This is a genomic window from Thiohalorhabdus denitrificans (genome assembly GCF_001399755.1).
Lineage (GTDB): Bacteria > Pseudomonadota > Gammaproteobacteria > Thiohalorhabdales > Thiohalorhabdaceae > Thiohalorhabdus > Thiohalorhabdus denitrificans.
Window position 1 is genome coordinate 274,478 of the sequence record NZ_LJCP01000011.1, and the last position, 18,893, is coordinate 293,370.

The 18,893-nt window shown below is 70.3% G+C and carries 23 protein-coding genes; 5 read left to right on the top strand and 18 right to left on the bottom strand.

Annotation, left to right across the window (positions count from 1 at the left end):
* Positions 1 to 12: 12 nt before the first annotated feature.
* A complete protein-coding gene (locus AN478_RS14145) occupies positions 13 to 156 on the bottom strand; it encodes a DUF3096 domain-containing protein (RefSeq protein ID WP_176758723.1) in 144 nt (47 codons plus the stop codon).
* A gap of 91 nt (positions 157 to 247) precedes the next feature.
* Between AN478_RS14145 and AN478_RS10745 the strand changes: the two genes are divergently transcribed.
* Positions 248 to 1,534: an aminopeptidase P N-terminal domain-containing protein gene (locus AN478_RS10745; protein WP_054966606.1), complete on the top strand. Its 1,287-nt coding sequence runs from the start codon at positions 248 to 250 to the stop codon at positions 1,532 to 1,534.
* A gap of 186 nt (positions 1,535 to 1,720) precedes the next feature.
* Here AN478_RS10745 and AN478_RS10750 read toward each other — a convergent pair whose 3' ends face one another.
* Genes AN478_RS10750 through AN478_RS10760 form a run of 3 tightly spaced genes read right to left on the bottom strand, consistent with a single transcriptional unit; the run spans position 1,721 to position 4,508 of the window.
* Positions 1,721 to 3,088 (bottom strand): NAD(P)(+) transhydrogenase (Re/Si-specific) subunit beta, encoded by a 1,368-nt coding sequence (locus AN478_RS10750; RefSeq protein ID WP_054966607.1) that lies wholly within the window; start codon positions 3,086 to 3,088, stop codon positions 1,721 to 1,723.
* On the bottom strand, positions 3,085 to 3,378 hold the full coding sequence (locus AN478_RS10755; protein ID WP_054966608.1) for an NAD(P) transhydrogenase subunit alpha: 294 nt from the start codon (positions 3,376 to 3,378) through the stop codon (positions 3,085 to 3,087). Before AN478_RS10755 ends, AN478_RS10750 begins: the two co-directional genes overlap by 4 nt.
* On the bottom strand, positions 3,375 to 4,508 hold the full coding sequence (locus AN478_RS10760; RefSeq protein WP_054966609.1) for an NAD(P) transhydrogenase subunit alpha: 1,134 nt from the start codon (positions 4,506 to 4,508) through the stop codon (positions 3,375 to 3,377). The genes AN478_RS10755 and AN478_RS10760 overlap by 4 nt, the downstream gene beginning before the upstream one ends.
* A gap of 170 nt (positions 4,509 to 4,678) precedes the next feature.
* On the opposite strand from AN478_RS10760, the gene AN478_RS10765 reads away from it, so the two are divergent.
* Positions 4,679 to 5,194, top strand: coding sequence for a hypothetical protein (locus AN478_RS10765; RefSeq protein WP_143004065.1), 516 nt, complete (start codon positions 4,679 to 4,681; stop codon positions 5,192 to 5,194).
* Here AN478_RS10765 and AN478_RS10770 read toward each other — a convergent pair.
* Positions 5,191 to 8,691, bottom strand: coding sequence for a hypothetical protein (locus AN478_RS10770; RefSeq protein WP_054966611.1), 3,501 nt, complete (start codon positions 8,689 to 8,691; stop codon positions 5,191 to 5,193). The genes AN478_RS10765 and AN478_RS10770 overlap by 4 nt on opposite strands.
* 98 nt (positions 8,692 to 8,789) lie before the next feature.
* Positions 8,790 to 9,404: a hypothetical protein gene (locus tag AN478_RS10775; protein ID WP_054966612.1), complete on the bottom strand. Its 615-nt coding sequence runs from the start codon at positions 9,402 to 9,404 to the stop codon at positions 8,790 to 8,792.
* A gap of 153 nt (positions 9,405 to 9,557) precedes the next feature.
* Here AN478_RS10775 and AN478_RS10780 point away from each other — a divergent pair, with 153 nt between their 5' ends.
* Complete coding sequence (locus tag AN478_RS10780; RefSeq protein WP_054966613.1) at positions 9,558 to 10,037, top strand: hypothetical protein; 480 nt, start codon at positions 9,558 to 9,560, stop codon at positions 10,035 to 10,037.
* A gap of 947 nt (positions 10,038 to 10,984) precedes the next feature.
* Positions 10,985 to 11,944, top strand: a complete 960-nt coding sequence (locus tag AN478_RS10785) for an ICP22 family protein (RefSeq protein ID WP_054966614.1) — start codon at positions 10,985 to 10,987, stop codon at positions 11,942 to 11,944.
* An 85-nt stretch (positions 11,945 to 12,029) separates the two neighbouring features.
* On the opposite strand, the gene AN478_RS10790 is transcribed toward AN478_RS10785, so the two are convergent.
* Both AN478_RS10790 and AN478_RS10795 read right to left on the bottom strand, forming a co-directional pair.
* Entirely contained in the window at positions 12,030 to 12,281 is a 252-nt protein-coding gene (locus AN478_RS10790; protein WP_054966615.1) for an SHOCT domain-containing protein, read from the bottom strand.
* Between the two features lie 51 nt (positions 12,282 to 12,332).
* On the bottom strand, positions 12,333 to 12,686 hold the full coding sequence (locus tag AN478_RS10795; protein ID WP_054966616.1) for an NfeD family protein: 354 nt from the start codon (positions 12,684 to 12,686) through the stop codon (positions 12,333 to 12,335).
* A gap of 149 nt (positions 12,687 to 12,835) precedes the next feature.
* Here AN478_RS10795 and AN478_RS10800 point away from each other — a divergent pair, with 149 nt between their 5' ends.
* Positions 12,836 to 13,237 (top strand): YHS domain-containing protein, encoded by a 402-nt coding sequence (locus tag AN478_RS10800; protein WP_054966617.1) that lies wholly within the window; start codon positions 12,836 to 12,838, stop codon positions 13,235 to 13,237.
* A gap of 10 nt (positions 13,238 to 13,247) precedes the next feature.
* Here the strand turns inward: AN478_RS10800 and AN478_RS10805 are convergent, their stop codons facing one another.
* The 10 genes from AN478_RS10805 to AN478_RS10845 form a co-directional block, all read right to left on the bottom strand.
* Positions 13,248 to 13,682 carry a MerR family transcriptional regulator gene (locus tag AN478_RS10805; protein WP_231627397.1) on the bottom strand — a complete coding sequence of 145 codons (435 nt, stop codon included), beginning with the start codon at positions 13,680 to 13,682 and terminating at the stop codon, positions 13,248 to 13,250.
* Positions 13,683 to 14,035: 353 nt separating this feature from the next.
* On the bottom strand, positions 14,036 to 14,275 hold the full coding sequence (locus tag AN478_RS10810) for a thioredoxin family protein (protein WP_054966618.1): 240 nt from the start codon (positions 14,273 to 14,275) through the stop codon (positions 14,036 to 14,038).
* 30 nt (positions 14,276 to 14,305) lie between these two features.
* Positions 14,306 to 14,665: a hypothetical protein gene (locus tag AN478_RS10815; protein WP_054966619.1), complete on the bottom strand. Its 360-nt coding sequence runs from the start codon at positions 14,663 to 14,665 to the stop codon at positions 14,306 to 14,308.
* A 14-nt stretch (positions 14,666 to 14,679) separates the two neighbouring features.
* Positions 14,680 to 15,633, bottom strand: coding sequence for a permease (locus tag AN478_RS10820; protein WP_054966620.1), 954 nt, complete (start codon positions 15,631 to 15,633; stop codon positions 14,680 to 14,682).
* Between the two features lie 145 nt (positions 15,634 to 15,778).
* The gene (arsC, locus tag AN478_RS10825) at positions 15,779 to 16,204 is read right to left on the bottom strand and encodes an arsenate reductase (thioredoxin) (protein WP_074471252.1); all 426 of its coding nucleotides are present in this window, start codon (positions 16,202 to 16,204) and stop codon (positions 15,779 to 15,781) included.
* Positions 16,205 to 16,213: 9 nt separating this feature from the next.
* The gene (locus tag AN478_RS10830; protein WP_054966621.1) at positions 16,214 to 16,642 is read right to left on the bottom strand and encodes an ArsI/CadI family heavy metal resistance metalloenzyme; all 429 of its coding nucleotides are present in this window, start codon (positions 16,640 to 16,642) and stop codon (positions 16,214 to 16,216) included.
* A gap of 102 nt (positions 16,643 to 16,744) precedes the next feature.
* Positions 16,745 to 16,888 carry a hypothetical protein gene (locus AN478_RS13985; RefSeq protein ID WP_156344093.1) on the bottom strand — a complete coding sequence of 48 codons (144 nt, stop codon included), beginning with the start codon at positions 16,886 to 16,888 and terminating at the stop codon, positions 16,745 to 16,747.
* Positions 16,885 to 17,973, bottom strand: a complete 1,089-nt coding sequence (gene arsB / locus AN478_RS10835; RefSeq protein WP_054966622.1) for an ACR3 family arsenite efflux transporter — start codon at positions 17,971 to 17,973, stop codon at positions 16,885 to 16,887. Before arsB ends, AN478_RS13985 begins: the two co-directional genes overlap by 4 nt.
* Positions 17,974 to 18,013: 40 nt before the next feature.
* Positions 18,014 to 18,367 carry an ArsR/SmtB family transcription factor gene (locus tag AN478_RS10840; protein ID WP_054966623.1) on the bottom strand — a complete coding sequence of 118 codons (354 nt, stop codon included), beginning with the start codon at positions 18,365 to 18,367 and terminating at the stop codon, positions 18,014 to 18,016.
* Between the two features lie 108 nt (positions 18,368 to 18,475).
* On the bottom strand, positions 18,476 to 18,823 hold the full coding sequence (locus AN478_RS10845; RefSeq protein ID WP_231627398.1) for a YnfA family protein: 348 nt from the start codon (positions 18,821 to 18,823) through the stop codon (positions 18,476 to 18,478).
* Positions 18,824 to 18,893: the final 70 nt, after the last annotated feature.

Consider the following 18,893-nt stretch of genomic DNA (forward strand, 5'->3'; position numbering starts at 1 on the left):
CTGCCCGGGGCGTCAGTTGATGTCCAGCAGCTGCAGGACGGCGATGGTCACCAGGTAGACGGCGATGATGCGGGTCCCCAGCTTGGGGGGGACGACGAGGGCCGCGATACCGGCGATGAGGGCCAGCAGCGGCTCGAGCTGGATGTAGATCCCCACTTTTTTGTCCCTTCGGGCTGTGAATGGCGCGCCCGATTCTACGTCACCCACCTGGGACGGGCCACAGCCCCCGGACAGCAAGGATGCCGACATGGACAGACAGGTGTTCGCCCAGCGGCGGGAGCGCCTCATGGAGCGCATGGAGGGCGGCGTGGCCATCCTGCCGAACGCCGCCGTGAGCTTGCGCAACCGCGACGTGGAATACCCCTTCCGCCCCAACTCGGACTTCCTCTACCTCACCGGCTTCACCGAGCCGGAGGCGGTGGCGGTGCTGGTGCCCGACCACCCCGAGCACCGCTACCTGCTGTTCGTCCCCCCCAAAGACCCCGCCAAGGAGGTGTGGACGGGCATCCGCGCCGGGGTGGAAGGCGCCGAGCGGGACTACGGCGCCGACAAGGCCTACTCCCTCGACGAGCTGGACGACGTGCTCCCCGAGCTGCTCGCCGATCGCGAGCGGCTGTACGTGCATTTCGGCCGTGAGCCGGAGTTCGACCGCAAGGTCACCGGCTGGCTCAACGCCACCCGCGCCAAGGAGCGCGCCGGCGTGCGCGCCCCCGAGGTGCTGGTGGACGTGGAGGACCTGATCCACGAGATGCGCCTGATCAAGGGACCGGAGGAGCTGGAGCGCATGCGGGAGGCGGCCCGCATCTCCGCCGAGGCCCACCGGCGCGCCCAGGAGGTGTGCCGCCCGGGCATGCACGAGTACCAGATCCAGGCGGAGATGGAGTACGTCTTCCATTACAGCGGCGCCGAGCGCCCCGCCTACCCTTCCATCGTGGCGGGGGGCGCCAACGCCTGCGTGCTCCACTACACGGAGAACCGCGCGCCGCTCAACGACGGCGACCTGCTGCTCATCGACGCCGGCTGCGAGGTGGAAGGCTACGCCGCCGACATCACCCGCACCTTCCCGGTGGGCGACACGGTCACCGGCGCCCAGCGGCAGGTGTGGGACATCGTGCTCGAGGCCCAGAAGGCGGCCATCGACCAGGTGCGTCCGGGCCATACCTTCGACGACTACCACCAAGCGGCGCTGCGGGTCCTGGTGCAGGGCATGGTGGACCTGGGCCTGCTGGAGGGCGAGGTGGACGGCCTCATCGAGCGGGGCGAGTTCCGCGACTTCTACATGCACCGCACCGGCCACTGGCTGGGCCTCGACGTCCACGACGTGGGCCGCTACAAGGTGGCCGCCGACCACTGGCGGACCCTGGAGCCGGGCATGGTGCTCACCGTGGAGCCGGGGATGTACATCCCGCCCGACGCCGAGGACGTGCGCCCGGAGCTGCGCGGCATCGGCGTGCGGCTGGAGGACGACATCCACGTCACCGACGGCGAGCCGGAGAACCTCACCGCCGCCGCGCCCAAGGAGCTGCCGGGCTAGCTTCCTGTCACAGAGATTCGTAACCCAAATGGGCTCCCCGGGATGCGGGGTACGCCCGAAAGGCGACTGAAGGGATGCCCGCAGGGCAGGGCCCCTTGGAGCCTGGAGGGCTTGCCCCGCGTCCCGGGTCCGGCCCAAGCGGCCCTTGCGGTCGCGGTCACGGACCGCTCCCGCACGGCGACGGCCTCACACTTGCTTCAGGGCCTGCACCAGCTCCGAGGCGCCGTCCAGGGCGTCGCGGAACAGGACGCGGGCGTGGTCGGCGGTGAACAGGGGGTTCTCCACCCCGGAGAAGCCCTGGCCGCCGCCCCGCTTGATGACCAGCACGTTGCGGGCCTGGTCGGCGTTGATGATGGGCATGCCGTAGATGGGGCTGTCGGGGACGTTGCGGGCGGAGGGATTGACCACGTCGTTGGCGCCGATCACCAGGGCCACGTCCGCCTGGGGCAGCTCGGGGTTGATGGTCTCCAGGTCGGCCACCATGTCGTAGGGCACGCCCGCCTCGGCGAGCAGCACGTTCATGTGACCCGGCATGCGCCCGGCCACCGGGTGGATGGCGAAGCGCACCTCCACGCCCCGTTCCTCCAGCCGCTGCACCAGCTCCCACACCTTGTGCTGGGCCTGGGCCACCGCCATGCCGTAGCCCGGGATGATCACCACCTTGCGCGCGTAGCCCAGCTGGATGGCCGCATCCACGGGCTCGATGCCCTTGAGCAGGCCGCCCTCCGCCCCGGTCTCGGCGGCGGCCTCGGGGGCCCGGAAGCCCGCCCCCACCACCTGGAACACGGAACGGTGCATGGCCCGGGCCATGAGCAGCGTGAGCAGGGTGCCCGCGGCGCCCACCACGGTGCCGGCGATGACCATGGCCGGGTTGTTGAGCAGGTAACCCTCGAAGGCCACCGCCAGGCCGGTGGCGGCGTTGTATAGGGAGATCACCACCGGCATGTCGGCCCCGCCGATGGGCAGGGTCACAAGGATCCCCAGGGCCACCGCGGCGGCGAAGTAGGCGCCGAGCACCGGGTCCATCTGCGCCCCGGCGATCACCGCGATACCCAGCGCCACGGCCACCAGCGCCACCGCGCCGTTCACCATGGGCATGGCGGGGAAGCGCACCGGCCGCCGCATCCAGCCCTGGAGCTTGGTGAAGGCCACGCCGCTGCCGGCGAAGGACACCGTGCCGATGAGCGCCCCCAGCACGCCCAGCACCAGGGGCGCCCCGCCCACCGTCGCGCCGCCCACCAGCTCCACGGCGGCGATGGCTCCCGCCGCGCCGCCGCCCATGCCGTTGAACAGGGCCACCCCCTGCGGCATGGCGGTCATGGGCACCTGACGGCCGTAGACCGCCGCCAGCACGCCGCCGATCACCAGGGCGGTGAGCATGAGGCCGATGTTGCCGGCGCCGGTGCGGATGAAGGTGACCAGCACCGCCACCACCATCCCGATACCCACCCAGGTGAGACCCCGGTGGGCGGTGCGCGGCGAGCTCATGCCGCGCAGGCCGAGGATTAGCAGCACCGCCGCCACCAGGTAGCCGGTCTCCAGGACAAAGCTCATTCGCCGCCCCCCTGGCTGCTCTTGAACATGCGCAGCATGCGCTCGGTGACCACGTAGCCGCCCACGGCGTTCATGGCGGCAAGCAGCACGGCCACGAAGCCCAGCGCCTGCTCGGCGGGGGTATGGGCGTGGCTCAGGGCCACCATGGCCCCCACCACGACGATGCCGTGGGCGAAGTTGGCCCCGGACATGAGGGGGGTGTGCAGGGTCTCGGGGACCCGGCTGATGATCTCGTAGCCGGTGAAGGCGGCGAGGATGAAGATGTAGAGGGCGACGAAGCCTTCGATCACGAGGCGCCTCCTTCCACCCGCTCGCGGACGGCGTCGGGCACGATTTCACCGTTCCGGGTGAGGACGGTCTTGGCCACCACCTCATCCTCCCAGTCCGGCCCCCAGTGCCCCCCGTCCACCAGCAGGTCCAGGAAATTGGCCAGGTTGCGGGCGTACATCTCGCTTGCGTGCACGGGCAGCTTGCCCGGCACGTTGCGGGGGCCGTGGATCATCACCCCCTCGTGGCGCACCGTCTCGTCGAGCACGGTGCACTCGCAGTTGCCGCCGGTCTCGGCGGCGAGGTCCACGATCACCGAGCCGGGGCGCATGGCGGTCACCTCCGCCTCGCGCACCAGCACCGGCGCGGGCCGGCCCGGTACCGCCGCGGTGGTGATGACCACGTCCATGCCGGCGATCTGCTCGCCGAGCAGCTCCTGCTCCTTGCGCTTCTCCTCATCGGTGAGCTCGCGGGCGTAGCCCCCCTCGGCGGAGCCGCTCACGTCCAGGTCCAGGAAGGTGGCGCCCAGGGAGGCCGCCTGCTCGCGGGTTTCGGGGCGAACGTCGTAGGCGAACACCGAGGCCCCCAAGCGGTGGGCGGTGGCGATGGCCTGGAGTCCCGCCACCCCGGCGCCGAGGACCAGCACCTTGGCCGGGCGCACGGTGCCGGCGGCGGTGGTGAGCATGGGGAAGAAACGGGGGGCCAGATCGGCGGCCAGCAGCGCCGCCTTGTAGCCGGCGATGCTGGCCTGCGAGGAGAGGGCATCCATGGACTGGGCCCGGGCGATGCGGGGCACCAGCTCCATGGCGAAGGCGGTGACCCCGCGGTCCCGCAGGCGGGCCACCCGGTCCGGATCGCCCAGGGGATCCAGGAAGCCGAGCACGGCGGTCTCCGGACCCAGCAGGTCGATCTCCTCCGGCGTGGGCGGCTGCACCCGCAGCAGCACGTCCGCCTCGCGGTACAGGTCGGCCGGCTCCTCCACCATGCGCACGTCGTGATAGTCCCCGTCGGCGAAGAAGGCCCCCGCCCCGGCGCCCGGCTGCATGCGGACCTCCAGGCCCTTGGCCATGAGCTGCGCCGCCACCGCGGGCACCAGCGCCACGCGGCACTCCCCCGCGGCGGTCTCCTTGGGCACTCCCAGCTTCACCGCCATCTGGTCTCCCCTGCTCGGTAGTGATGTCCCTCTCCTCAACTAGGACACCAATGCCCCTGTCCGGTCAAACCGCGCGGGCAACTGTCCGCCGCCGCACTAGGCCGCGCTGGCCAGGCCCCGCCCGGCCGGGATATACAGGGAAGAGGTCCGGCCCTCGTGTGGAGCGCACCATGTTTCAGAGCCCCAGCCTCCGGAAGGCCCTCCTTGCCGCGGCCCTGGCGGGCGCGGCCCTCCCGGCCGCCACCCCCAGCCCGGCCCAGGGGCGGGGGACCGCCGGGGCGGGGAGCCTGGCCTGCGGCGGGGACTACAGCTCCCCGGGCACCTCCTCGGTGTGGACCATCCACAACCTCAGCCCCTCCCGGGCCCTGACCCTGGAGCGGATGCGCCTGTACAGCGCGGGCGGCGAGCGGCTGTACGACTCCCGCAACAGCGAGCCCCCGCCCGCCGCGACCCACGTGGAGTTCGGGGTGCTCGGACCCCGCCAGGCGGTGCGCATCCGCACCCAGGAGCTGGGGGACGCCGACCTGATCCCCCGCTTCGTGGAGAACGCCGAGCGGCCCCTGCTGGCGGTGTTCGATTGGGTCTCCGACTCCGGGGATCCCGTGCCCGTGCCCATGGCCGTCCACTCCCGCGTGGGGCCCGGGAACGCCCGCACCGAGACGCCCTGCCGGCACCTCCCGCGCTAGGCCGTTTCCGACTCCAGCAGGTAGGCCAGCCACAGGTCGGCCATGAGGTCGGGCAGGCGGTTCTGGGTCTGGCGCGCCCACAGGTTCTCCAGGTCCAGGGCCAGCAGGGGCTGGTCCTGCTCGGCGCAGGAGAACACGGTCTGGGTGCGGCGCCCCGTCTCCGGATCCACCTGCCACTGCAGGCACTGGGAGCACACCCCCTTGAGCATGCACTGCATGGGGCTGCCGGCAGTGCCCTGCACCTCCACGTCCTCGGGGAAGTACCGGGCCAGGGTCCCGCCGGCGGAAAGGGCCTGCTGCATGCCGTAAAGCAGGCCCGTGGAGCCCATCACCAGCACCTCGTCCACCTCGCCCAGCGGCATGTGGGGCGCGGCCGCCCCACCGAATTCGCCGTCGCCGTAGCGCCGGATCAGGTCCACGGCGTCGCCGGTGGCCACGCTGAGGTCCTGGGGCCGGCCGGCCGCAATGGGCTCGCCCCCGGCGGCGGCCCAGACGATCTGGTCGGTGGCCGCCTCCAGCTGCTCGCGGTGGTAGGGCTCGTCCCGGTGCCGGAAGGCGCCGAAATACAGCACGCGGTTGCCCGCCGCGCGCAGCGCGGGTCCCAGGGCCAGCATCACCGCCGCCCCCCAGCGGCCCGCCACCACCATCACGGTCTTGCCGCTTCCCATCTCCGTGGGCGCCCCGGTGGGCCCCATGAGGACCAGGGGGTCCCCAGGCACCAGGCGGGCCGATAGGCGCCCGCCGACGCCACCCTTCAGGACGAACAGCCGCATCAGGTCCCCCTCCACGCCGGCCCCGCTCACCGTCTGCAGGGGCACCTGGAGGCGGGTGTCGGCCACCCTCGGGGCGTGGCGCTCGTAGGTCTGCATGCGGAAGAACTGGCCCGGCCGGAAATTGCGAGCGGCCATGGGGGCGCGCACCCGCAGCTCCACCACCGCCGGATGGCTGTCGTCCACCGCGGCCACCTCCGGGGCCAGGAGGTACGCCATGCGCTCCTGGAAGGCTTGGAGGGACCGCCGGTCCGCCTCCGCCGGGCCCTGGTCCTCGAGGGCCGCCATGACGTGGGGATAGGTGCGCAGCCCGGAGGCCACCGCCTTGACCACGCTGCCGGCGAAGCCGGGGTGGGTATCCCCCAGGAAGGTCATGAAGCGGCCGTCCGCCGCGTAGGAGGTGAAGGGGCCGAACTCCTCCTCCTTGCAGTGCTCCGGGGTATCCACCGCCTGCAGCTCGCGGCGGTGGTGGACGTGGGGCCGGTAGTGGTTGTCCTCCAGCTCGGCGGTGCCGGGGTGCTCCCGCTCGTAGATGGTGTTGGGCACGGTGCCGGCGGCCACGAAGATGCCCCGGGCGGGCAGCTCGAGGTCCTCCGGCACCGACAGCGGCTTGCCGTCGGCGTCGCGGCGCCGGCGGCATTCCAGGGACTTCACGTGGCCGTGGTCGTCGAGGACGGCGTGGATGGGCTCCAGGCGCTCCTCGTAGTAGATGCCCTCCTCCAGGGCCTTGCCCACCTCCTCGTGGTTGCGTCGATAGGCGGGGGACTCGTTCATGGGCCGCCGGTAGGCCACCGTCACCCCGCCCCACTCCCGCAGCAGCGGCAGGAAGTCGGGCTTGCGGCCCTCCCGCTCCGCCCGCTCGCGCTCGGCCCGCACCGCGCGGCCGTGGGCCAAAAACTCCTCCAGGATGGCGGCGTTCTCGGCGTCCAGCTTCTCCCACAGGGCCGCCTCGCCGTGCACGGCGACGAGACGCTCGTGGCGGTCCAGGGCCTTCTCCACCTGCCGGACGTAGTAGGCCTGCAGCTCGGTGGCGGTGTCGATGGCGGTGAGCCCGCCGCCGATCACCACCGCCGGCAGGCGCACCTGGAGGTTGGCCAGGCTCTCCTGCTTGGCCGCCCCGGTGAGCTGCAGGGCCATGAGGAAGTCGTTGGCTTGGCGCATGCCGCGGGCCAGGCTGTTTCCCATGGGGATGACCCGCGGCAGGCCGGCGCCGCTGGCGTTGCAGACGTGGTGGAAGCCCAGGGCCCAGGCGTCCTCCAGGGTCAGGGTGCCGCCCAGGCGCACCCCGCCGAACACCTGGAAGGTGGGCCGCCGCGCCAGGGTCAGGTAGATGAGCTTGAGGAAGTTCTTGTCCCAGCGCACGGTGATGCCGTACTCGGCCACACCGCCGAAGCCGTAGTTGACCCGCTCGTCCAGGGACTCCTCCAGCTCGCCGTAATCGCGGATGGGCCCCTTCCGGAGCGCCTCGGGCAACGGCTCGATCTTCAGGCCGTCCACCCCCACCACCGCGCAGCCCTCCATGGTCAGGTGGTGGGCCACGGTGAAGCCCGCCGGCCCCATCCCGGTCACCAGCACCTTGCGACCGTTGTAGGGTTTGGCCACGTACTGCTCGTGGCGCAGCGGGTTCCAGCGGGTAAGCAGGTCGTAGACCTCCACCCCCCAGGGCAGGTCCAGCACGTCGGTGAGCACCCGCGTCTCGATCTGCGGGATGTCCACGGGCTCCTGCTTCTGGTAGATGCACGACTTCATGCAGTCGTTGCAGATGCGGTGGCCGGTAGCGGGGACCATGGGGTTGTCCACCATGGCGGCGGCCAGCGGGGCGATGGTGTAGCCCTCCCGCTTGAGCAGGTTCATCTCGGAGATCTTCTCGTCCAGCGGGCACCCGTGGAGGGTGTTCTCCAGGGCGCTAACCTTGAAGCCCAGCTCCGGCTGGCCCTTCTTCTCCGGGAAGCCCTTGGAGCAGAAGTCGCCGTCGTGGTCGTGGCAGTAGATGCAGTAGCTGGCCTCGCCCTGGACCTCGCGGGCGGACATGCGCGGATCGGTGAGGGCGAAGCCGTCGCGGGCCCGGAAGCGTCCCGGGGCCTCCATGGCGCCGGGGGAGCCGTCCGCGGCCCGCTGCACGGGCACCAGGTGGTCGGGGTCCACGCGCTCCGGGGTGCGGAAGCCCACCCAGCCGGCGGTGGCCGCCCGCCCCGCCTCGGTCTCCCGGGCGCGCACCGCCCAGGCCGCCAGGCGGTCGAGGGCCTCCTGGTTGGCCCGGCGATCCGCCAGCAGGGCCGCGGTGAGCTCGCCCACGGCCCGCTCGCGGTCGGTGGCGTCGATGCCGTGGGCCGCGAGCCGCTCGTCCAGCCAGGCATCCAGCGCCGCGAAGTCCTCGCCCACCCGGCCCCACAGGCGACGGGCCCGTTTCTGCAGGATCTCCTGCTGGAAAGCGAAGACGGGGTTATGGGCCGCGGCGGCGGCTCCCCTATGGCGGGTGGCCTCCTCGATGCCGAACAGCCCCGCGACGAAGGTCTCCACATGGGGGGCAAGGTCCAGGAGCAGCCGGCTGTACTCTTGGGCCGGGGGAAGGTCTTCCGCCTCGCGGAAATCCAACAGCCGTCGCACCAGGCCGGGGTCGCGCTCCTCCAGGTGGAGGCGGAAGCGCTCGTCGAGGCGCCGAAGGCCGGCGGGGTCGCGCAGGTCGGCGTAGGAGAGGCCGTCGAAGCGGATGGGATCTTCGGTCATGGAAGCCCTACCCGGATGCTGGGGATAGGTCTCCCACTTTGGGTCAGGATGGCGGGACAGGGAAGGGGAGCCCCGGACCGGGCTAGCCCGGGGCCGGCTCAGGGGAGCGCGGAGCGGTCGATAAGCTCCACGCCCACCCGGCAGCCGCCCCCGGGCTCCTCCCGGCAGTAAACCGGCAGGCAGCCGTAGACCTGCGGCGGCCCGGAGCCCGGCGCGGGGAGCTCCAGGCGCCCCACGCGGCCGGAGGCTACGGGGCCCGGGCATTCCAGACCGTAGCCCAGGGCGGAATGATCCAACAGACCTACCGGCAGGGGCGATTCGCCGGGGATTACCAAACGGGCCTCACCGACGGCCCGGTGACGCGGCACCAACCGCAGCTCCCAGGGCACCCGCTCCGCCGCCAGGCTCACACGCAGGAGCACCCGACGCAGGTACCCGGTAACCGCCGGCTCCACGCCCGCCGCCTCCGCGCGCACGATGAGGTGGCTGAGGCACGCCTGCAGGTCGCCGGGGCCTGTTACCGGGCGTCCGGGCTCGTCGGCTTTTGGGACCGGTGCTCCGTCGGGTTCCAGGTCCAGCATGCCCGCCACATAGGCGGAGGTCCGGGCGAGGTATTCCACCGCCTCGCCACGGACCCCCCCGTTCCGGGCCGCGCCCACCAGGGTGCGCAGCCGGGCGGCCAGCACCCCGGCGGCTGGTGGTTGCTCCTGCATCCACGCTCCTCGTCGGGGGAATTGACACCTTCCCGCCCCCCTACCCAGGGAAGAACGTACACCTTATTGAAATTTTTACGAAACGAAAAAAGGAACAATTGATGCAGGACACCCCCGGAGAGCCCGGAACACCGCAGCGATCGGGGGGTACCCATGCTCAAAGGAAAACCGGCCTTCTCGCTTCTTACCGCCGTACTGGCCCTGCTGCTCCCTTGCGGCCTCCTCGCCTCGGGAACCGCCCCGGTCCCCGCCGCCTCCTCGCCTCAATTCCCCGGGCCGTATCCGGGAACGGGGGTCCAAGCAGCGCCGGACCCCTACCGCCCGGCAGCGGCCACGGCCCGACCGGCCGGAACAGCTCCCTTCGCAGGATCTCAGGGCCCAAGCGCGGGAGCCCTGCACCGGGCGGCCAGGCTTTCCGGGGATGCCGCCGCTCCGCGCACCAGCCCCCACAGGGATGCCCAGGAGCGGAAGGTCCCCCATGGCGCGGCCGCCCTGGCCACCTCCGGGCACCCCGCCGGGGCCCTCTCCCTGCTGCGCGGCTGGCTGGACCACACCTTCTTCGACCCCCGCGCTCTGGCCTTGCTGGTGGGCGCCCTGCTCACGCTGCGCTGGGGCGCGTACCGCTTTCCCTGATGGGCCCGGAACAGCCCGCTTCCCCGGCCGGCCCGCTCCAGGGCCCGGCCTTGGCGGCTGCGGGGCGAGCCCCTTCCTCTTGGGTCTGCATCGGCTCATGCCGGCCCCGGTACCCCCCGTCGCCCCCCTACCGGGGGCCGCTGGAGCCGGCCGACCGTCAAGCTGCCTTGCACCCGCGCCCCGAGGCCACGACCTTGTCGGAAAACTTGGCATGCCCCCCTTCCCCTTTCCCGATGAAATCCCCAATTCATTGTTTATAAGGAATAAATTTTCTGGCATGGAAGATGCTTCGCGTCACCATGAGGCAACACTCCTGGTTCGGAGGGCAGCAAAGGGATTCAGCAGGTCCGGCGGGAATGGACCCTGGCCACCCGGAAGCCGGCTAAAGCGCCCTGACCAGGTCTAGCTCCTGGCTCCCCCCCTTGGCTGGGAGGCCGGGCCCCGGAACTTCCGGGGCCTTTTTTTGGGCCCCACCGCCGGCGGGAAAGGGCCGTTCTGTTGGGCTCGTTACCGGTGCCCCGTGCCGCACGCCGGCCATCCTCCTGCCTTTCCCCCAAACGGCAACCCCCCAGATCGAAACGGTTTTTCCCCTTCGCCACCGGCCGCCAAACCAGTGACTGGGTGCTCCCCCCTACCAGGGCCACTCCTGGCAAAGTCGGCGAACTTTACACGTTTCCCCGCCTGTCTCCGCCCTTTCCCTTCCTTCAACCCGGTCCCCTAACGAAAAAAATGAAGGATATGAACCGTTAGTACCGCCGGCCGCCCTTGGCCATGGGCCATGGAGGGTGTTCCCTGCCTTTACTATCCGCTCCCGAGTGCCGCCCTGCTTTACGAAGTTCCCCGGAATTTCCGGAGGTAACACGCTTGGCACAGCGCTTGCCGCATAGAAGGCGCAGGGCCCTGTATGAATCGTTTCACAGGCCTCTCATCAACCAAGGAGCGAAACAATGGCAAGCGCGAAACGGATACGTCTATGCGGCCTCTTCCTGCTGACGGCTCCCGCCCTGGCCTGGGGGGCGCCCTTCAGCGCCGACCTCCAGCCCCTGAACGACTCGGGGGTAAGCGGGAACGCCGGCATGGAGTTGGAGGGGGACTCCCTGGACGTGGAGATCAACGCCTCCGGCCTGGAGCCCAATGAAACCCATCCGCAGCATATCCATGGTCCGCCCGACTCGCCGGCCGCCCTCCCCGGCATGGATGCCGATGCGGACGGTGACGGCTTCATCGAGCTGGAGGAGGCCACCACCACGGTCGGACCAGTAATCCTTCCCTTGACCTCAACCCCCGACGGGGCTCAGGGGCCTGCTCCCCAGGCGAACCAGGCTCCCCAAGGTGGGCCGGGTCCCCAGAATGCCCAAGGGCCGCAAAACGGGAACGGTCCACAGCAGGGGGAGCTACCCGAGCAGGCGCAACAGATGGACCAGGAGCAGTTGCAGGAAATGGACCAGGATCAGCAGGCTGATCAGGACCAGGATCAGGAGGGTAATGGAAACGGCGGAGAGGGAGGTTTCCCCATCGCTGACGAGGACGGCAACATCAACTTCAGCGCCACCTACGACCTGAGCGACGAGGATATCTTCGGCGACGACTTCTCCCGGGACGACCTGCTGCCCATGGAGCAGCGGGCCATCGTCCTGCACGGTCTGAGCACCACCGAGGAGGACGGCGTCGGCACGGAGGGTGAGGTGGACGGCACCGCCGGCTACAAAGAGGTCCTGCCGGTGGCGGGCGGCGCCATCGTTGCCGAGGCGGATGACGGCGCCGAGCCCACTCCGCCTGCCGAGGGAGACGGCCCGGGCGCTCCCGATGCGGAGATCCCCGAGCCAGGCGTGCTGAGCCTGCTCGCCATGGGCATGCTCGCCTTCCTGGGCGGCTTCGGCCGCCGCTTCGGCCGGCTACGCGGCTAACCCGCCCGTCCGTTCCTCCGGGGCACGGGCCGGAGGACGGCTTCGACGGCATGGCGCCCCGGCGACGATTCGTCGCCGGGGCGTTCTACGGTTCCAGGTCCTGCTTTTTCTGCAGGAACTCCTCGCGGTCGATCTCCCCGCGGGCATAGCGCTCCTCCAAGAGCTCCATGGCCCTGGGCCTGTCTCGCTTAGGGGTATCCGGGCCTTCGCCGGGTCGCCCGGGACCCAGCGCCAGCCATCGGACCAGGGCGGCGATGGCGAGCACCACCAGCACCCAGAACAGGATCATGAAAACGCCGCCCAAGCCCCAAAGGCCGTGACCGTCGGACATCCACATACGCGCCTCCCAATGCGCTGCGTCCCAGCCCGAGCCCCGGGCGCCCCCGATCTACCGCTCGGGCCGCACCACCAGAGTCAACCCCTCCAGGCCGCAGACGCGGACATACTCCCCGCAGCCGGGCCGGTGGCCGGCCGCCGAATCCAGCCGGGCGGACCACAGGGCCCCCTGGAGCCGGATACGCCCCCGGCAATCGCCCTTGCCGCCGCTCTCCCGGAACCCCTCCGCCACCCGGCCCCGGCAACCGGGCAGGGCCTCCTTGCCCAGCCGCGCCGGGAGATGGCGGTCCAGGAGCCTTACCACCGGCATATCCCCCACCGCCAGGATAACGGCGAGGGCCCCGGCCAGGCCCCAGGCGCCCCAGAGCAGACCGGCCCCGGCCGCCAGGACCCCCTCGCAGGCCACTACGCCCAGTATCCGAGGGTAAAGATGCCGTTGAGCCATGCCGAAACCCGTTTACCATACGTAGGCTCCAGGGCGAGCCGCTGGAGCCAAGCTGCCACCTATCCGGGAGCACAGGGAAGATGCCCGCCACCCGTTGCCCAGTATGCGCCATGCGCCCCCTTTCCAGTCGCAATGAGCTGGAATTCCGGGGCATGTACTTCGCCTTCTGCTCCCCATCCTGCCAGGAACGCTTCCTGCAGGACCCGGAGCATTTCCTGAGCCGGCAGGGCGCTCCAAACCGGGCATCCGGCCCCGCCAAGCGGCGGCGCCTGCGGCTGGGCCAGCAACCCTCGCCCGACCAGGCCGAAACGCTCCGGGAACTGCTGGAAGGAATGATGGGAGTCCGGACAGTAGGCTTCCGCGGGGACCGCCTGGAAATCACCTACGATCCCGGGCAGGCCAGCATGGAGGGTCTGGAAAGGGAGCTCATGGAGGCCGGCGACCGGCTGGGCGCCGGATGGGGCGAGCGGCTGCGCCGCGCCTTCGTGCACTTCGAGGCGGAGGAGGGGTAGGCGCCTCCTCCTAGCTCCGCTCGGAGCCCGGGTCCAATTCCCCGGCGATCACCGTCTGGACCAGGTCCCACTCCGAGCTTACCCGCCCTTCCCGGCACTGCTCCCGCAGCTTCTCCAGCTCCCGGCGAATGATCCGCAGGTCGGCGATGCGGTCGTCCACCTCGCCAAGCTTGGCGGTGGCCAGGCGCTCCACCTTCCCGCACCCCCTGGAGCCGAAATCCAGCAGCTCCCCCACCTCCCGCAAGGTGAAGCCCATGTACTGGGCCCGCTTGATAAAGAGGATGCGGTCGACGACCTCCGGGCCGTAGTGGCGCACGCCCCCGGGCGGGCGGGGCGGCTCGGGGAGAAGCCCCTTGCGCTGGTAGTAGCGGATGGTTTCCACGTTGACCCCCGCCTTCTGGGCCAAAACCCCTATGGTCATGCGCGGCTGGTGAGCATCGTTCACTGATCGGCCCTACATTACTGGAGCCCCGGGCTCCGGGGATTGCCGTATGGCCCAGCTGATCCCGCATTCCGCCGGCCGGGGCCGGGCGCACACCGGGCCGGGAGGGGCGGCTGGCCAGCGTCCGGCCCCGGTCCGGACCCGATCCGCTTTCCCCGATACAGCATTAGGGACACCCCTGCATAGGCGCAATCGGCGGGCAGTTTACGCTCCGTACCGTGATACAGAGTCAAGGGGCCCTTAGAACCGAGACAAAAATGGGCGACCAGAAAGGGTGGACCGCTATTTTAAAGACCCCGGGGGTGGGGCCGGGTTCAATCGGCATGACAGGGGGTTGATGAAGGACAGGGGGACGGCTATCCCGCCAGCCAGCCCTCCACGGCCTTTCGGTCCGGCACGCCTCCGGCGTGAACCACGGTGCCGTCCACCACCACGCCGGGCGTGGACATGACCCCGTAGCTCATGATGTCGCCGATGTCCTCCACCTTCTGCAGATCGATCTCGGCGCCCTGGTCGGCGGTCACCTGCTCGATGAGCTGGAGGGTGGTCTGACAGTTGGCGCAACCGGTGCCGAGCACCTTCACTTCCTTGGTCATGGTCGTTCTCCTGTTCGGTTGGTTGCGGTTCTAGCAACAGCTTCCTGGTTTGGTGGGCTGGGGCTCGCTGCCGCAGCAGCCTCCGGCGGCCGGCTCGGGGTCGCTCTCCGCCTCGGCGCCGCAACAGCCGCCCGTGGTCTCCGCTTTTTCGGCGGCCGGAGCGGTTCCCAGGGCGCCGTCGAGGTCCTCGTCGGCGCGCCCGGCGGCCTCGTCCCGCACGTGCCGGGCCAGCTCCACCACCGTTCCGATCTGGGACTCGGGGATTCCCATATCCCGCAGCCGGTTCAGCTGGCAGCGCGGCTGGGTGGGATGGCCCGCCGCCACGCCGGCCGCGAGGGTGGCCAGGGCGACGATGGAGGGGTGCAGCTCGGGGGCGTTTTCTTGGCTCATCAGTACGGTCTCCTTCAGGCAGCCAGGTTGAAGCCCCATCCCACCAGCATGAAGGCGCCGGCGAGGATGGCGGCGTAGTGCGCCAGGGCCTTCCAGTGCAGGACCTTGCGCAGTATGAGCATCTCGGGAAGCGACAGGGCGGCGATGGCCATCATCAGGGCGAGCACCGTGCCCACGGCCACGTCCTTGGCCAGCATGGCCTCGGCCACTGGGATGACGCCGGTGGCGTTGGCGTACAGGGGCACGCCGAGGACCACCGCCGCGGGCACCGTCCACCACTGGCCGCCGGCGAGGTAGGTGCTCACCCACTGCTCGGGCACGAAGCCGTGGAAGGCGGCGCCCACGGCGATGCCGGCCAACACCCACTTCCAGATGCGGCCGACGATCTCGCGGACCTCGCCCACGGCGAAGCGGTGGCGGCCTTTGATGCTGGTGTCCACCTCCGGTTGGGCGGTCTCGCCCATCCGGATCTTCCAGACGTAGTCGGCCACCCAGCGCTCGGGGCGCAGCCGCTCCATGAGGGCGCCGCCGGCGTAGGCCACCACCAGGCCGCTCGCCACGTACATGGCGGTGAGCTTCCAGCCCAGGATGCCCAGCAGCAGCACCACCGCCACCTCGTTGATCATGGGGCTGGCGATGAGGAAGGAGAAGGTCACCCCCAGCGGGATGCCCGCCTCCACGAAACCGATGAACAGCGGCACCGAGGAGCAGGAGCAAAACGGCGTCACCGCCCCCAGCCCCACCGCCAGCGAGCGGGCCACGCCCTTGGGCTTGCCGCGCACGTACTCGCGCACCCGCTCCGGGCTGATCATGGCCCGCAGCAGGCCCATGACGTAGATCACCGCCACCAGCAGCACGAAAATCTTGGCGGTGTCCATGACGAAGAATTGCACCGCCGGACCCAGGGACCCCTCGGGGCTTAGGCCCAGCAAGGCGTAGGCGATCCAATCGCCCAGGGCGGAGAACATCGCTACCTCCACAGTGAAGATCGTCGACTCCCGGTGACCGGCCGCGCATCCACCGCGGCGCGGATTCCAGCGGGAGGGCTAGCGGTCCCGACCCACCGGGGCCGTTCCCGTCGCGGCCACTGGCCGCTCCTACAGGGAGAAGGCGCTACCCGGAGACTTCCTCCCGCAGCCGCCCCACCAGCTCCCGCACCCGCCGCTCCACCTCGTCCCGAGTGGCACGGAAGGTATCCATAACCTCTGCTTCGCTGCCAGTGGCCTTGGCCGGGTCCGAAAGCGGCCAGTGCTCCTTGGCGGTGCCCGGGGGAAGGATGGGGCAGTGCTCGTCGGCGTGGCCGCAGACGGTGACCACCCGGTCGGCCCAGGCCAGCAGCTCATCGTCCAGGCGGGTGGACTCCTGGCCGCTGATGTCGACGCCGGCCTCGGCCATGACGGCGATGGCGCGGGGATTCTGGCCGTGGACCTCGATGCCAGCGGAGGCAAAGTTCAGATCCGGGCCGCCCAGGTGGCGGCCCCAGCCCTCGGCCATCTGGCTGCGGCAAGAGTTGCCGGTGCAGAGAAAGAGGATGTTCACGCGGACCCCCTAATCGCAGCAGGAGGAGGCGCCGGTCTCCGGCCCGCAGCAGCCGCCGGCCGGCTCGGTGAACAGCGCCGCCTCGTCCAGGGTGTGGTAGGTCTCCCAGGCGACGCCCTGCGGGTCGGTGACCCAGTACTTGTCGGAGACGGCGTAGCAGCAGGTGGTGCCCGCCTCCTTGAGGCCCCCCGCATCGGCGGCCCGGGCCCGCTCCTCCAGCCGGGACAGGCCATCCTCGTCGGCCGCCTGGATGCCCAAGTGGTCGATGCCCGGCGCCCGCCCCCGCGCGGAGATGGCGAAATTCACCGCCGGATCCTCCAGCTCCCATTTGGCGTAGTCCGGCTTGCTCACCGCCGGCTCCGCGCCGAACAGGCTGCTGTAGAAGACCTTGTTGCGCTCCAGATCATCCACCGCGACGTGCACATGGAAACGGTTCATGGCCTACTCCTTTGCTTGCTGCTGCACATTCCGATATCGCCATATGCGTTTATCCATATATAAAAGGCCGCAGCTTCCTCCGACCGGCCAGCCACCCCTGCTCTAGATGTCCTGGGTGCCAGCCGCCTCCACGAACACCTGAGGCCCGCGGCCGTGGCGCGGCGACCACCGCAGGGCAAGGACCCTGCCCCGTTTGGTCACCCCGCGGGCGGCGTCCGGGTGCATGCGCCCCTCCGGGGCGCTCATCCGCCCGCGCCCCCGGCCGCCGGGAAGCGGTGGCGGGTGCGGTTGGCGATCTTCACCAGGGCCAGCATCAAGGGCACCTCCACCAGCACCCCCACCACGGTGGCCAGCGCCGCCCCGGACTGCAGGCCGAACAGGGCGATGGCCGCCGCCACCGCCAGCTCGAAGAAGTTGCTCGCCCCGATCATGGCCCCCGGCGCGGCCACGTTGTGCGGCACCCGCCACCCCCAGGCCCAGCCGTAGGCAAGGAAAAAGACCAGGAAGGTCTGCACGGTGAGCGGGATGGCGATCAGGACGATGTGCAGCGGATTGGCCAGGATCACCTCGCCCTGGAAGGCGAACAGCAGCACCAGGGTGAGGATGAGGCCGGCGGGGGTTACCGCCCCGATACGCGGCATGAAGACATTGTCGAACCACTCCACGCCCCGGCTCCGGATCAGCGTCACCCGCGCGGCGTAGCCCGCCGCCAGCGGGATGACGATGTAGAGCAGCACCGACAGGGCCACCGTGTCCCAGGGCACGGTGATGTCGGAGATCCCCAGCAGAAGAACCACGATGGGGGCAAAGGCGAACAGCATGATCAGGTCGTTCACCGCCACCTGCACCAGGGTGTAGGCGGGATCGCCCCGGGTAAGGTAGCTCCAGACGAAGACCATGGCCGTGCACGGCGCCGCCCCGAGCAGGATGGCCCCGGCCAGGTACTCCCGGGCCAGGGGCGCCGGGATCAGCGGCGCGAACAGGACGATCAGGAAGAACCAGGCGATGGCGAACATGGTGAAGGGCTTGATGAGCCAGTTCACCACGGTGGTGATGGCCAACCCCTTGGGCTGGCGGCGCACCCCCAGGATGGAGGCGAAGTCGATCTGGACCATCATGGGGAAGATCATGGCCCAGATGAGGATCGCCACCGGGATGGAGACCTGGGCGTACTCGAAGCGTGACAACGCCGCCGGCACGGCCGGGGCGAGCTGGCCCAGGGCCACGCCGGCGACGATGGCCAGGGCCACCCACACGGAGAGATAGCGCCCGAACAGGCCCATGCCCTCGCGGACGTCGGGGGCCTCCAGGGCGGTTTCGCGTTGGCTCATGGTCAATTCCCGGGCGGTACGCTCGGCTGAAGAAGGCGGATCAGGCGCAGCAGGCCTTCTCCGGGCGGTCGGGCATGGCCTGCAGGGCGCGACGGTCCTCGGCGAAGGGGGCCCGGTCGGCGCAGGCGGCGGCCCATTCCGCCACGACCCGGCGCGCCCAATCCGGAAGTTCGGGGTGGAGCATGTAGTGCATCCAGGTGCCGCGCCGATGGGAGGCCACCACTCCGGCGTTGCGGAGCTGGGCCAGGTGCCGGGAGACCTTGGGCTGGGCCAGGCCCAGCGCATGGGTCAGTTCGCAGACGCACAGCTCGCCCTCGGCCTGCAGCAGGGCGACGCAGCGCAGCCGCGTCTCGTCCCCCAGGGCACGGAAAAATTCCTCCGCCTGACACGCCATGACCACCTCCTCGGTTTTGCTGGTCCCAGCGTATATGGATAGCCACATATGTCAATATGCGTTTATCCATATAAAAAGACCACGGCCCTCTTTACGGGTTCCCGGCCTTCAGGCCCCGCGCGGACCGAGCAGGATAATCCCGGCCCCGAGCAGGCACACCGCCGCCCCGATCCCGTCCCACCGGTCGGGGACCTGCCCCTCCACCCCCCACAGCCACAGCAGGGAGGAGGCGATGTAGACCCCGCCGTAGGCGGCGTAGGCGCGTCCGGCGAAATCGGTGTCGATGCGGGTCAGCAGGTAGGCGAAGGCGGCGAGGGCCACCAGGCCGGGGAGCAGCCACCAGGCGCTCTTGTCCAGGCGCAGCCACGCCCAGAAGGCGAAGCAGCCCCCGATCTCGAACAGGGCCGCCCCCAGGTAGAGCCCCAGGGGACGGAGCAAGAGGAAAACGGATTCCACGGCACCCCTTTCGCGGACGGTCACCACCCGGTACCCGGAGGTCAAGATTGGGCCGTGCACCCCATCCATA